This is a genomic window from Haliscomenobacter sp. (assembly GCF_041740695.1).
Lineage (GTDB): Bacteria > Bacteroidota > Bacteroidia > Chitinophagales > Saprospiraceae > Haliscomenobacter.
Genome location: NZ_JBGSLK010000079.1, coordinates 1 through 14,792, shown reverse-complemented (window position 1 = coordinate 14,792; position 14,792 = coordinate 1). Strand labels below are relative to the sequence as shown.

General features: G+C 45.7%; 8 protein-coding genes. 1 reads left to right on the top strand and 7 read right to left on the bottom strand.

The window, feature by feature from the left end; all coding sequences use genetic code 11:
• Positions 1-6: 6 nt before the first annotated feature.
• Positions 7-1,374, bottom strand: coding sequence for an AGE family epimerase/isomerase (locus ACEW9O_RS16215; protein WP_373551227.1), 1,368 nt, complete (start codon positions 1,372-1,374; stop codon positions 7-9).
• 193 nt (positions 1,375-1,567) lie between these two features.
• Positions 1,568-6,916, bottom strand: a complete 5,349-nt coding sequence (locus tag ACEW9O_RS16210) for a T9SS type A sorting domain-containing protein (RefSeq protein WP_373551226.1) — start codon at positions 6,914-6,916, stop codon at positions 1,568-1,570.
• Positions 6,917-7,102: 186 nt separating this feature from the next.
• Here ACEW9O_RS16210 and ACEW9O_RS16205 point away from each other — a divergent pair, with 186 nt between their 5' ends.
• Positions 7,103-8,557: a hypothetical protein gene (locus ACEW9O_RS16205; protein ID WP_373551225.1), complete on the top strand. Its 1,455-nt coding sequence runs from the start codon at positions 7,103-7,105 to the stop codon at positions 8,555-8,557.
• Between the two features lie 29 nt (positions 8,558-8,586).
• Here the strand turns inward: ACEW9O_RS16205 and pcaB are convergent, their stop codons facing one another.
• From pcaB to ACEW9O_RS16180, 5 genes are all read right to left on the bottom strand, one after another.
• Positions 8,587-9,933: a 3-carboxy-cis,cis-muconate cycloisomerase gene (pcaB, locus tag ACEW9O_RS16200; protein ID WP_373551224.1), complete on the bottom strand. Its 1,347-nt coding sequence runs from the start codon at positions 9,931-9,933 to the stop codon at positions 8,587-8,589.
• 28 nt (positions 9,934-9,961) lie between these two features.
• Entirely contained in the window at positions 9,962-11,167 is a 1,206-nt protein-coding gene (gene pcaF / locus ACEW9O_RS16195) for a 3-oxoadipyl-CoA thiolase (protein WP_373551223.1), read from the bottom strand.
• A 7-nt stretch (positions 11,168-11,174) separates the two neighbouring features.
• The gene (locus tag ACEW9O_RS16190; RefSeq protein ID WP_373551222.1) at positions 11,175-11,876 is read right to left on the bottom strand and encodes an RloB family protein; all 702 of its coding nucleotides are present in this window, start codon (positions 11,874-11,876) and stop codon (positions 11,175-11,177) included.
• Positions 11,863-13,269, bottom strand: a complete 1,407-nt coding sequence (locus tag ACEW9O_RS16185; RefSeq protein WP_373551221.1) for an ATP/GTP-binding protein — start codon at positions 13,267-13,269, stop codon at positions 11,863-11,865. The genes ACEW9O_RS16190 and ACEW9O_RS16185 overlap by 14 nt, the downstream gene beginning before the upstream one ends.
• 70 nt (positions 13,270-13,339) lie before the next feature.
• Positions 13,340-14,686, bottom strand: a complete 1,347-nt coding sequence (locus ACEW9O_RS16180; protein ID WP_373551283.1) for a 3-oxoacid CoA-transferase — start codon at positions 14,684-14,686, stop codon at positions 13,340-13,342.
• Positions 14,687-14,792: the final 106 nt, after the last annotated feature.

The window sequence follows — 14,792 nt, the reverse complement described above, 5'->3', positions numbered from 1 at the left end:
CGATGCCTATTTCTGCGCTTTTAAGTGTTTTATGCAATTCTCCAAACTCCGATACTGGTGATACCCCGCCTTCCAAATATGCCCTTTATTCCGCTCAACACTCCGTGGGTCTCTGTCCAAGCCACTATCATACCACTCACCATATTGATGATCAATTAAGTAGCTATTGATGTATTGCCATTCCTTTTTAAATTTTCCATAATAATCCAATGGATCATTTGGGTACAAATCAGTCATGATGAGGAGGGTATTTAATGCTTCCGCCTGGGTCCACCAGTTTTTGGTATCCTGAGTAACCGTAATATTACCCGCATCTTCCTTGAAAAAATAGCCCTCACCATAAAAACCGCCTACCCGATCATCCCAACCCAAGGTCAAACACTGATCGGTCATTTTTTTGGCGATGCGCCAAGTAGTTGTGTCATTTTTCCACCCAACCACATGAGAAGCTTCCATCAGTAAATAAGCGGTTTCAATGTCGTGCCCCCAGGAAATGTGATCCAGGTTGTGGTGCTGTCGGATGCTGGCACGGCTGGAATCCCGAAAACTCACTGGTGTCCAATCCGGTTGAAAAAACAAAATGAGGTTGCCTTTATCATTTACCATTTTGTCTCGAATGAGGTAAATCATTTCTTCGAGTCGGGTTTTGACCAATGGATCGGGCCAGATTTGGTACAAGTCTGTAAAAGCTTCCAACAAGTGAATGGAGCTGTTTTGATCTTTATACCCCAGCTCAGCTGTAGAAGGTGTAGTCTTGAGTCTAGGCTGAATTTTTCCGGTTTTATCCAGGTGTTGGTAATAACCTTTGTGAATGGGATCGTGGCTGTGTTGCTCCAGCCAGTTGAAAGACTTTTTAGCCAAAACCAAGGCCGCAGGGTCTTTACTTACCTGGTAATAAGCCGACACTGCGTACAGCCCAAAAGCATTGCCATAAGCAGTTTTGGAGGAATCCCCACGCGGTTTGCCCGAGCGTTCCACCTGCCAAAAAAATCCACCGTTCTCAGCATCCCACATCTTGTCTTTTAAAAAGGCGAAACCATGTCGGGCGAAGCTTTGGTATTTTTTTTCAGTAGGCCAGTGCTGAGATGCTCTGGCGTTGTTCCAGAGGTGTCGGGCTTGGGATACAATCATTTTATCCTGGTTGCCTATGGGTTTGAATTGGGCATTGAAGGTGGATAGATAACCGCCAAATTCGGTATCGATGGCTGCCGGATACCAGGTATCGACGAGGTTGAATTGGAGGAGTTGTTCCAAGGTATCGGCCAGGGCTAGTCGTTCTTTGGATGAATGGGCATTGGGATGTGGGGCTGGCGTTTTGCAGAAGGAGAAAATAAAAGCAAAGGCGAGCAGGACAATTAGCTGTTTGCGGTGCATAATGTGGTATTTGAGGCAAGAAATATAACCATAAAAATAGAAGTAAAAAAGAACTGCCGATCCCTGTTGTAGGAATCGGCAGCCGGATATGCATCATGGTAAACGATAAAAAAACAGTTACATGGGATTATATAAAAAAACACTCACTAGATTTTAAAAGGTTCCAAAGTCCCAGTTTACCTGGTTCCAAGGATTATTGTTTAATGATCCGCTCGAAGAAGACCTGCTGGCCTACTTTGATGCGGAGGAAATACATACCTGCCTTCAGGTCGTCGATCTCCAGCTGGCTGGTGTTGCGGAAGGATTTGATCATGGTTTTGCCATCGAGGCCCATCACTTCTACTTCCGTAACGGTACCCGCAGCACTCGTGATGTTGATTTGTGAGTTGGTTGGGTTGGGATAAACCTTAACACCGCTCAACAAATCTTCAGGGCGTACTGCACGAGGTGCGTCAACAATACTAAAGGCGGTAATTTGGGTATTCAGTGGCAGGATTTCGCCGTCCAGTCGGTTCAGGATGGCATCGTCCGTTTGTAATTTTGTTTCAGCACGACCAACCAGGTCGATGATGATCCCCTTCAATTTGGCAATGGTGCCATAACCCGAAACTTCGTTTTGATCGGTACGGGTAATGGCGATGTCCACACGGCCTTCGTTGGGATAGACTTTGTAGATGAATTCCAGATTCACCCCAGGTTGCCCCATCCAGGAAGTAGGTACTTCGATGGACAGATTTTTGGGGTCAATCAATTTTGGATCAAACTTCACGCTGAAAGCAGTCCCGTAAATGTCCTTGATGACGTGTTTGTCATCACCCAAAATGATGGGGATTTCAAAACGGGTACTGTCCGCCAGTTCTCCTTTCGCAGGCATCTCTACCAAAATTTTTGGATCAAGAACGGTAGCAGGTAAAGCTTTGATGATTTTGAAAGGACCACGCGACAAACCAAAGTTCAAGGCCAGGGCCTCAATGTCTTTGCGGTTGACCTCACCATCACCATTGACGTCGGCGTTTTTGTAGTTGATGCCATCGAAGAAGATTTCAGACCAGTCTTCGGATGGGGTTGGTTTCCAATCCCAGGAGTTGATCAGGAAGCGCTTCAATCCTTTGGCCCCAAAAGCTTGTCCAATGTGCAACAAGTCGAAATGGTTGGCAATGTTATCCAGGTTGACATCACCAGGCCATACATCACTCACCCGCATATTGCGGCATTTCACTGGGCCAAAGACCACCAAACGTTTGCACGTGGTATCTTTCAGGTTCAGGATATCCACTTTGTACAAAGTCACCCCATCGCCAAGCAGCATACCCAGGTTAAAACCTTTGCTACCCGCTGCAAGGGTATCCAGAATTTTGCCATTGATGGCGATACGCAAAGGACCTGGGGTTGGGTTTTTGAACACCAATTCCGCGCCAAAAGCACCCCCTGCATTGCAAGGTTTTTGCTTGACATCAACGACTAAATCAGGGCAGGGGCGCTCACAGGGGAGTTTCACCTCCAGGGTTTCGCAGCAGCTCTTTTGATCATTGATACAAACCGTAATTTTGAATACTTCTTTGTCCGTTGTCAGTTTGAAATTGGCTTCCAAAGGCAGGCGAATCAAGGGGAAAGTGCCGATGATTTTGCCATCTACCATGACGTCAAAGAAGCGATTCGTAACATTTTCGTACTTGAAACTGATGGCCATGCGCCGTGTACCGTCGGGATTGCAACCCAGGCTACGAATAGCCAGGTTTGAAATTTTGCATGGATTGGGGTCGGGGCATTGTGGAGCAGAAAGTTTGGTTGCCGCAAAACAAGTTGGGTTGGTTACATCCACCGCCAGGAATTCCATATTGCCGCTTGCAGAGCTTGGGAATGGGCCTATTTTGGGAGCTTCACCATTGTAAGCAAATGGACCAAAGAGCATGCCATTGGCATAGATGATGTAGCCTTTAAGCAAGGTAGAACTTGGTCGAGATACAACAAAGGCTTTAGCGTAATAGTACCCTTTTTCACAAGGCAGCAAATCTATTTTTAAGCCTTCAATCGGACAGTTGGTTTCGCATTTTTTCAATTCCAAACGCCCGGCTTGGGTGCAACCCTTTTCTTTGTCTTCAACTTTGACCTCTAACACCGCCACATCGGCACTCACGATTTGGCCGATGCGCAAAGGCAATACATTGTAATTATAGGTTCCGTACAATTTGCCATTCACGTAAACATTGAAGAGGGCACCCGTGTTTTTGCGCTCAAAATTCAAGTTCACATAATACCCGCCAGTGGGCAGACAAACCTGTTCCAACTTCAGGGCACCAAATTCACAAGTCGTTTGGGTACAAGGTACCTCATACAACCACTTGATGCAGCAGTCTGGTGAATTTTTATCACAGACGATGATCCAATCGGTTTTGCTGTTTTTGGGCAGTGGAATTTTGTCAATTCTTACCGCTTGGCCAGTGTATTTAAAACGTGCTTCATAGCCTGTGGAGGTTTGTAGCCAAAGGATGGAGTCGGTATTCGTTGCCTTCAATTTCAACAATAGGCTGTAAGTGCCATCATTGTTGCACTTCACTTCGGTAACGCTGATGTCGCTCAGACTGCAATGCAGTTTGCATTCAAAAGGTTTGATGTAGCCCTTGCTGCTGCAAGCGCGGGTACTGCTATCGTACACCTCCAGGCGGATGGTATCTTTTTGGGGTGATGGATAGATTAGACGAATCGGCAGTTCGGAGTATTTGTATTTTGCAATTTCCTTACCGTTCTGTACCAGCACAAAATAGTCTGAATTGGTGCGGAAGTGTTTGAAATCCAGGTAAGCATATACTTCGCCTTTATCATTGCAAGGTGCAGTTTTGATTACCAATTCACCCAATTCACATTCAGGGCATTTCGGCTTTTCGACCTTGGCAGAGACACAACATTTTTCACTTTGTCCGTCGACGCATACCTTTACTTCAAAACTGAGGGCGTCGGTATTGATGACTACATTTTCAATCAATTGAGGCGTGCTCAACAATTTGAATGGGCCATATTTATGGTTTTCAATATAGACGTAGTAGGTCGAGAGTAGATTGGATGGGTTTAAATTGAGCAAGGGGGTGATCAATAAATCATAGCCTCCTTTGGTATTACAGCCACGAACAACAACTTTTAATTCCCTGATCTTACAGAGCGTGTCTGAAGCACATACAATTGAACTCAGTACAACTGTATCCGTACAATATTTTTCCACATCCACTGCAACAAATACCTGCCGTGGCGAAGTCGTTGCGCGAGTAAATGGCCCGATTACTTTAGGGCCTTGACCATAGGCGTAAGGGCCATATTTTTTGCCATCTGGGCCAATCACGACATAACCCGACTGGCTACCGTTTTTGCCCTCTAATTTAATGGAGGCATAATATTTTTCTCCATTACACTCCACGGGTGTGACACTCAAATCCAAGCTACAATCACAACCAGTATTGTTGATTTGTGGAATGATTTCCACACAACAAGTGTCCAACAAACTTTCGGCACAAACCTGAATTTTCAGCGGAACGATCCCACCTACCAACAATTCCAATGGATCCAGCTTTACAGGGAAGCTACTAGCTTTGTATGGCCCAAAAGTTTTGTCACCTACTTTAATGAATATTTTCCCAGAAGTCGACAATTGTTCATCAAATGAACCATTCACTTCGAGTCGATATTTCCCAATCACCCCACAACCAGTAGCAACTGCTTTTACTTCTTTGATCGGGCACAGGTAATCAGGCTTCGCACAAGATTTAACCCGGATGATTTTGGCTACTGTTTCAATGCAGCATTTTTCCACGCCCGGCAAACAAACCTGTACTTTGAGTACATCGTTGATCAGGTTGGGAATGGCTTTAGAAATGCTGATGCGCAATGGCATTTTTTTCAAAGAAAAGGTCCCAATTTCAATGCCATTGATGGTCAAAACGTAACCAGTATCTACTGTTGGCCCTGAAAGCAGGTTCAACGTAAAAATATCTTGATTCTCTTCTTCACAAATGATGTAAGCTGCGGCCAGATCGCGAATCGAACAGGGTTTGCAAAAGAATTTTTTGATTTCTACAGTATCCGCACAGCGTGTGTTTTCCACATCGCTCATCACTACCCGATAGTAGCCATCATTATTTGGCTTGATTGGACCAATAGTGCCACCGTTGACCGCGTAGCGAAATGGTCCAAAACGCTGATCGTTAACATAAATGTAATAGCCCGATAGCCATTTGTTTTCGCCACTAAATTTATACACCATGCGGAAGCTTCCGTCACTGTTACAATCTCCGGGCTGAGCAGCAAATTCCTTTATCCCACAGGCCGTGGGATCATCGGCACAACTCAAATCCAATTCTATTTTTGGCGTAACACTGATGCAACACCGCCCTCCTGGTAAACTTATACAAGCCTGAACCAGCGGCACAAGCGCCGTTACAGAAGACAGGTGTTTTTTGGAAAGTTTGATTTCAAAGGGCAACTTCTCAGCTGGATATTCGCCGATAACAATTCCTCCAATGCTCAAAATAATGTTGGCATTGGCAGGTTGTACCGAGCCAATTTTAACGATAAGTCGGGCAAAAGTATCTCTAGGACAATATTTTATCGTTGCTGATAGCTCTTTTAATTCACAGGCATTGGTAACACTACAGTCGTGCTTAAAATCTTCAGTTTTGAAACAGCTACTGTCTTTGCTATCCCGCACGGTTAAGAAGTACTTCCCGGTGCTATCCAGTTTTACAGGGCCAATGGCAGGGAAAACATCCTTGTATTTGAATGGGCCGAATTTTTGGCCATTTACCCAAACATTATAAGTGGCCGTATCGGCTTTTACATCGGTTTTAAAGGTAGCTGCGAGGTAAAAAACACCATTGGGCGTACAAGGACGGGGCAAAATCACCAAATCACGAATACAGGCAATGGGGGTAATTTCTTTTTCATATTCAATACAAACATTGTCAATGCCAAATTCTTGGCCACCAAAGGAAATAGAATCGATGTCTCCCTCAAAACAGATGGTGCCTTGTAACAGATCGGAGTCTTCCTTGATAGATACTGCGGCTTTGACCCCCTTGGCGACTTCTTTGTCGTTCAAAGAGCCCCAATCTTCCAAAACAGTGACCAATTGACCATTGATGGAAAAGTTTTCTTGCCCCCCTCCATCAATAAAATTGAGGCAGACCCGTTTCGCTTTCTTTTTGGGTAATCCGCTAAAAATCCACTTCAAATTGACATTGGACACAAAAAGTACTTTGCCTTCGGCTTCTTTGAAGCTTCCGTCAAAAAGTAGTTTTTTTTCCTCTACTTTGATAGAGCCAAATTCAGTGCTATTGTTGCCAGTGAGAAAGGATTCGATGGATACGGCTATGCCGTCTTTTTTCAAGATAGGTGTGCCAGGTTTTTGGTTGGCATCGGTGCCGAACTTGGTTCCGTCGGCTAGGTCGTTGAAGTTAAAACAGACCTCTTGTTTTTGGGATTGGGCCTCCAACTGTGTCGAAAACAGACCAAAACAAAAAAGCAGTAGATAAACCCAACGTGTAGAATTGTTCATGGTGCGATATTTTTTTATACTACACTTTGCTCTTGATACAAAAGTGCTGCTTTTTTTAGACGTTAAAACTGACATAATCGTTGGAATTTTGGAAAAAATTCGTGATTATTGAGCCGAAATTACGATCTAATTTTTTGTCAATCAATATTTTGATGACAAAAAAATACGGCCAAAAATTGATTTTTTGTGAGTAGTAACAAATTAATTCGCAACCTGGAAAAATTATCACGTAAAGAAATGACTCGTTTTAAGGAGTTTGTCTTTTCTCCCTACCTCAATAAACACGAGGAAGTACGGCGACTGGTTGCGTACCTTTCTGAGGTTTATCCTCGATTAGACGAAAAAAAGTGTAAAAAGGAACTACTGTATAAATCGGTTTTTGACGGCGGTAAATATAGTGAAAAACAATTGGCTCCGGTGCTAACTTATACCCAAAGATTGTTGGAGCAGTTCTGGGCCTATGAGGAATTTCGGGAAGACACCTATTTTCAACAATATCTTTACTTGAGGCAATTGAGGGTGCAGCAAGCCTTTGGCCCTTATGAACGCTTGTTTAATGAGCTAAAAGAAAAGCCGGAGCCTACTCCATGCCTGGGCGCAGATCAAACTTTGATGCGCTACCTGCTGGCAGGTGAAGGTGAACGGTATTGGTCGCAGTCCAACAAGCCTGAATTTGAAGGGTCTTTTCAAAATAAACAAGCAGAACTGGATGAGTTTTACCTCACTCAAAAATTGAAGGACGCCTCGGAAGCTATTTTCCGTCAGGAAATGAAGCGAGATGAACAACCTCCTCGCCTGTTGGAGGCCGTATTGCAAGAGGTTGAGGAAAATTTCGAAAAATACCAGCAAGTCCCCCAAACCATTACCCACTACATGATTTACCGCATGTTAACGAGCCATGATCCAAATTTTTACCAGCAAGCCCTCAATGTTTTTCAGAAGTGGGAAAAATCCTTTTCGCGGGTAGAAGTGAGTGATTTGTACAACCAGTTTAAAAACTATTGCCTCATTCGCATTAATCAGGGTGATCAGGCTTTTTTAGATAACTTATTTGGTTTGTACCAATATCAACTGGATCAGGGTTTGTTGCTGGAAGAGGGGGTGATGTTGGAGTGGAATTACAAAAATATCGTAGCGGCGGGATTGCGACTCAAACAACACGAGTGGGTCAGAAATTTTATTGAGGAGTATAAGGATAAGTTGGCGCCAGAGTTCAAGGACAATGCGTATCGCTTCAATCTGGCCAGTTATCACCTGTCTTTGGTGCAGCCACACGAGGCCATGCTGCTCCTCCGAGAGGTAGAATACCGCGATTTGCGCTACAACCTGGGGGCCAAAACCATGCTACTGCAAACCTATTACGAATTGGAAGAATACGAGCCCTTGTTTTCACTCACTGAATCCTTTCGGCAGTTGTTGATGCGCGACAAAACCATGTCGGAGAACTTCCGAAAAGGGTATTACAACCTATTTAGGTTCACTCGCAAAGCGGCACACCTGCGCTCTCGACTGGAGTATTTATCGGCGGATAAAGCCCGAGTGGAACTGGATCGAATCCGGGAAAGTCTACTCAAAACAAACGATATATTCAGCCGGGCCTGGTTGGATGAGAAGCTAAATGCATTGGCGGAAGAAATATAATTTTTAAAAAGTAAATGGCGCTTGCGGGCTTATCTTTTTGGTGGCCTTATATCCAAAACTGCATCGATCAGCCGATCACAGTCACCCAAGGAATTAACTGGATCGAACAATTGCTCAATGATTGTACTGCTCAGGTGCTTGCCCACAACTGGATCGGCTGTAGCAAGTATTTTCAAGTGGGTCTGTGTTTGCGCCACCTGCTTGCACAAGCCTTCAACGTGCTCATGTGCGGCGGCTTTTCCCATTTTTTCAGCCAAGGCCAAGGACAGGTTTTCGGCATAAATCAAGCCATTGGTCAATTCCAAATTTTGCAGCATCCGCTGGGTGTCAACCTCCAAACCATCGGTCATATTCAGTGCTTGTTGCAAAGCACCTGCAGTTATTTTACACAATTCAACCAGGGGTAACCATTCGGCATGCCAAAGCCCGGTGGCGCGCTCGTGATCTTGCGGCAAGGATTGAAACAAGGTAGCAATCAAGGCTGGGCTGCGCTGAGCAGCTGCTAAAATGGCCACACAACCGACAGGATTGCGCTTATGCGGCATGGTAGAAGAACCGCCTTTGCCCGCACCGCAAGGTTCGAATACTTCGGCCACTTCAGTTTGCATCAAGAGGCTGATGTCTTTGGCTATTTTGCCCAGATTCCCGGTCAAGATCCCTAAAGTACTGGCGACTTCCAGCAAACGATCGCGCTGGGTATGCCAGGAAATGGGCGGCAAAACCAAATCTAGTTTTTGAGCCAAAGTGAGTGCAAGGGGCAATGCTTTTTCTCCAAAACCAGCCAGCGTTCCTACGGCACCGCCAAATTGTACAACCAAATTGTGCTGTAATAACTGTTCAATTCGCTGGGCAGAACGAATCAAACCATCCATCCAGATGGCCACTTTGAAGCCAAAGGTGACGGGGCGAGCGTGCTGCAAAAAGGAACGCCCAGCCATGATGCTGTGGCGGTGGGTTTCGGCCAGTTGCCGTAATTGGTTTAAAAGTCGTTCTAAATCTTTTTGGATCAAAAGTAATGCGGCTTTGACTTGTAAAATCAACGCTGTATCAATCACATCCTGGCTAGTAGCGCCCAGGTGGACGTACTTCGCTGCTTCGGGGTCAAACTTTTTGACTGCTGCGGTGAGTTGTTTGATCAGTGGGATATTGGGATTGCCCGCTAGGCCAACGGCTGGGATCAAACTGGGAATATCGATGTGATCCAGGATGCAACATTGAGTGATACTATCGGCAGCAGCTTTTGGAATCATCCCCTGTTCGGCTTGGGCCAGGGCCAGGGCAGCTTCAAAGCGCAGCATGGCACTGAGGTAGGCTTCAGTGCTGAACAAGGCGTTGACTTCAGCTTTATAAAAAAGAGATTCGAATAATGATTCCATGTGTTCCTAATTTATCCTAAAGCGACAATCAAACTCTTTCAATAATCACCGCATACCCCTGACCTACCCCGATACACATTGTCGCCAACGCATACCGCTTTTGTTGCTTTTGCAATTCCAGTGCAGCGCTATAGGTAATCCGAGCCCCCGACATCCCCAGCGGATGTCCCAATGCAATGGCGCCTCCATTCGGATTAATGCGTGGATCATCGTCGTCAAGGCCCAAACTACGAATACAAGCCAGTGATTGTGCGGCAAAGGCTTCATTGAGTTCGATGATGTCGATGTCCTTCAGGCTTAAACCTGCTTTTTGCAAGGCTTTTTGTGTAGCGGGTACCGGGCCTATGCCCATAATGCGCGGCTCTACGCCCACTACTGCCGAAGCGACAATGCGCGCCTTGGGTACAAAACCTTGTTCTTTTACTGCTTTCTCAGAAGCTAGCATGACCGCAATGGCACCATCGTTCAAACCAGAAGAGTTACCAGCTGTCACCGAGCCGCCATCTTTTTTGAAGGCTGGACGCAGTTGAGCAAGTTTTTCTACAGTTGTCCCTCCTTTAATGAATTCGTCCTGAGAAAACAATTGAGTATCGCCCTTGCCGATACTGATTGGAACCGGGATAATTTCTTCTGCAAAACGGCCAGCGGCTTGGGCTTTCGCCGCTTTCATTTGGGAGTTGTAGGCAAATTGATCCTGGGCTTCACGGCTGATGTTGTGGATTTCGACCAAATTTTCGGCTGTAATGCCCATGGCATCAGTGCCGTATAGGGTTTGCATGCGGGGATTGATGAAGCGCCAGCCAAAACTGGAGTCGTACATTTGGGCATCGGTGCCAAAGGGTTTGGCGCTTTTGGAGATTACGTATGGCCCGCGGGTCATGTGCTCCACGCCCCCGGCGACATACACATCGCCATCGCCATTGGCAATGGCGCGCTGGGCATTGACAATGGCAGACATACCAGAAGCACAAAGTCGATTGACTGTTTCACCAGGTACGCTGAAGGGCAATCCGGCCAGCAGCAGCGCCATCCGGGCTACGTTGCGGTTGTCATCACCCGCTTGGTTGACACAACCGAGAAGGACATCGGTGATGCTGGCGGGGTCGAGTTGGGGGTTGCGTTTGAACAATTCGGCCAGTACGTGAGCTGCCAGATCGTCCGCCCTGACAGTGGACAAACTGCCGCCGAAGCTGCCGATGGGGGTACGAATGCCGTCGATTAGGTAGGTTTGCATGTGTTGGTTATTCGGGTAATGGATAATCTGGGGGTTCAGATTGGAAAATTTGTTGGAGGAGAACGTGGATTCTGGTACAAAAAGCATCAAAAGTCCAGTGGTTTTTCTCCAATTCTAACTCAAAAGCTTGACGAAGGGCAAAAGGGATTTTTTCAAGGTGGGCTTTTGAAATTGACCCTTTGCGATAACTTTCGCCAAACTCTTTTTTAAGTATTGCATGGAGCACTTGCTCCAGGTGATTTTTGGAAGAGGTAGTCTTGGGGTTTTTCAATAAATCATTTTTTGCAGCCTCATCAATGGTCTTAAAATCCAGATGATGCAGCAAAAGCCAAAGCTCAAAGCAGGGATTGGTCATACAAAATTCATACTCTTTTTGTTTGCAGAGTTGCTGCGCTTCAGCCATGTTCTTCTCTGGCCACTTGTCCGCATCCACCAAACACCACAATTGATCCTTGTCACTAAGTTTATATTTTTTCTTGTATTCATCCAGCATCGACAAGACCCGACGAAAATCACTGGCATTGTCTTCCCGGCGCAAGGCTTCTATTTTGATCAAACGCCCCAGAGACTTGGTGTTGATAAAATCGGCTACATGGGCAAAGTATTGCGGCTCACTCTCTCGGCCTTCCGAGGCGATGACGAAAAAAGTAGTGGGGTCTTTACGTTGCCCGCCACTTTTGCGGCTTAGTCCTTTTTTATCCCTCGGCATTGGCAGTTTCCCAGTTTAGCTGTTGTACATCGGAGATGAAGGGAATGGCACCATATCTGCCTTGCAAATAGGCTTTGCGGATTTCCTTGTCGAAACGGGGCTGGAATTCTTCGAGGGAATAGAGATGGGATTCACCATGTTTGTTTTTTTCGACGAACCAGATTTCGTCCCGGCGTAGTAGGCTGAGATCGAGAAGACTGGATTCGTGGGTGGTGACAATGAGTTGGCTGTTGGTTTCCCTAGATGATTCTAAATAGAATTCAATAATTTTATGCAGCAGTTCAGGGTGTAAACTTCTATCAATTTCATCAATTACAACGGTAACACCCGATACGGATAGAAATTTAAGAAAAGGAATAAAATCTAATAATCGCTTTGTACCATCTGATTCATCTTGATAATCAAAAAAAACATCATTTGCCTCTTCTGTTGCATCATGCTTTGTTAATATACGATAAGTTATGATTTTTCCATTTCCATTTCTAGCAAAAAGGTATCGTTTATTGTCGATGATTAAATTGAATGCCATAAACCGGCCTAAGCCTTCTTTTATTGCCTGTTTATGTCTATTAATCATTTCTTCAATAATTGTGTCTTTTCCTTGGTAATCTTCCTCTTGTATCTTAATTTGACTAATACCTGTACCTAAATTTTTCAGCATTGCGCCTGTAAACACCATATTTTCAAGCTCTGTTGGAGAGGATTCAAAAAAATTGTGGATATCTGATTGAGAATCGGGATAAATTACAAATAGCCTATTTTTAAACCATTGATGTATATTTCTAAAAATTGAAAAAAACGATCCATGGTCCCATAATTTTTCTCCCAATACATTAAGCAGCAGTTCATTTGCCTGCACGTCTTGCGCATAAATGGTGAAACGGGTTTCTTCTTCTCCTTTTAATGAAGGTTTGCTCTTCATGTATGTGGTAGTCGACTCTCTAACGATACGTTCAAAAATCGGCTTCTGTGTGGTCTTTTTGATTTCGAAGAGCCATTCCTCCAAAATTTCACCTCTATCTAGATAAACTTGAAACCCGTATGCATAAATTTTTGATTTCAGGGTAAATTCAAATTCAAATTTTGTAAATTCGTTTTCGCTACCTTGCTTCAACCGAAAGTGATCATTCAGGGTAAGCGTAGAAGTATACTTAACCCCATCCACTATCATCTTTTTAGCAAAATCTATACTCCGCACCAAATTCGATTTCCCAGAAGCATTCGCCCCATAAACAACCGCCAACTTCAAAGCCTCTACGCCTGTAGCCAAAGGCACAGCAGGTCGCACGGGCTTACGCTGTTTACCCGCCAACATCGAAAATTCTTCCTCCTCATTAAAAGAAAGAAAATTAGCTACGCGAAAAGTGATCAGCATGATGATTTTTTTCTGCAATTACGTGATTTTTTCACTTTAAAACCACTTTTTTTCACCAAAAGGAGATATTTAGTGGCAAAAAAGCTAGTTAACCCAATCTTTCCAAAAATTTCGCCTGCGTCTTCACTCTCACCTCCTCCAAACTCGCCCCCGGCATCAATTCCACTAAAGTCAACTGGCCATCCAGGTATTTAAACACTGCCAATTCTGTAATCACCACGTCCACCACCCCAATCGCGGTAAGTGGCAAGGTACATTCCGGCACAATTTTGGAAGTCCCATCCGGGTCGGCGTGGGTCAAAGTAACAATCAATTTTTTGGCACCAGAAGCCAAATCCATCGCGCCACCAACGCCCAGCAGTGGTTTACCAGGAACAGCCCAGTTGGCCAGGTTGCCTTTTTCATCCACCTCCAGGCCGCCCATGATTGCCACATCGACATGCCCACCGCGGATCATGGCGAAACTGTCGGCACTATCGAAATAACTACTGCCAGGCAGGGCGGTAACGGGGATTTTGCCCGCATTCACTGGGTAATCCAGTGCACCGCCACCATCGGCAGGAGAAGGACCAACGCCCAGCATGCCATTTTCGGTATGCAGAATAATACCGTGCTCAGGTCGAATCAAGTCAGCAACCAGGGTGGGAATGCCAATGCCGAGGTTGACCACGTCGCCTTTTTGCAACTCTGCAAAAGCACGTTTGGCCATGTTCATGCGGCTTTCACTCACTTTTTTGGCAGCGCCAACTGAAGCTGAGGAACCGAGTAGTTCCAGTGAAAGATTGGCTTGCACGAGGTAATCCACAAAACAACCCGGCGTATGGATAAAATTGGGATCGATGGCCCCAACTGGCACTATTTCTTCCACTTCTGCCACTACGATATCTGCAGCCGTGGCCATGGCGCGGTTGAAGTTTTGTTCGGTCATGCGGTAGGTGAGGTTGCCCGCAGTATCGGCTTTCCAGGCGCGTATAAAGGCCACATTGGCTCTGATCCCAGGGATAAATACCTGTTCTACCCCATTGATCAGCATGGTGGGCCGCCCCTTGGCAATCAATGTTCCGGCCGAGCTGGGGGTGTAAAAACCTCCAATACCTGCACCGCCCGCCCGAATGGCTTCGGCCAGAGTGCCCTGGGGCAACAGCTCATATTCTACCTCGCCCGATTGGGCAGCCTTTACTGCATCGGGATTGGAGGTAAAAAAGGAGCCGATCATTTTGCGGATTTGGCCATTGCGGAGCAAACGTCCACCTCCCAGGCCTGGTTCGCCAACGTTGTTGCCGATGAAGGTGAGGTTTTTGGTGGTGGTTTCCGCCAGGGCATGCAGCAGGTGGACTGGGTTTCCGGTCATGCCGAAGCCTCCGCCGAGGATGGTATCGCCTTCTTTGACGAGTGTAGCGGCTTGTTGGGGGGTGATTTGTGGGACTGATTTCATGTGGGTTGGGAGAAGGTTGAGAAGGTTGATGAAGGTTGATGAAGGTTGAGGCTGCCGCAGCGACTTAGACATTGACATCGTCAAAATCGCTGCGGCAGCCTCAACC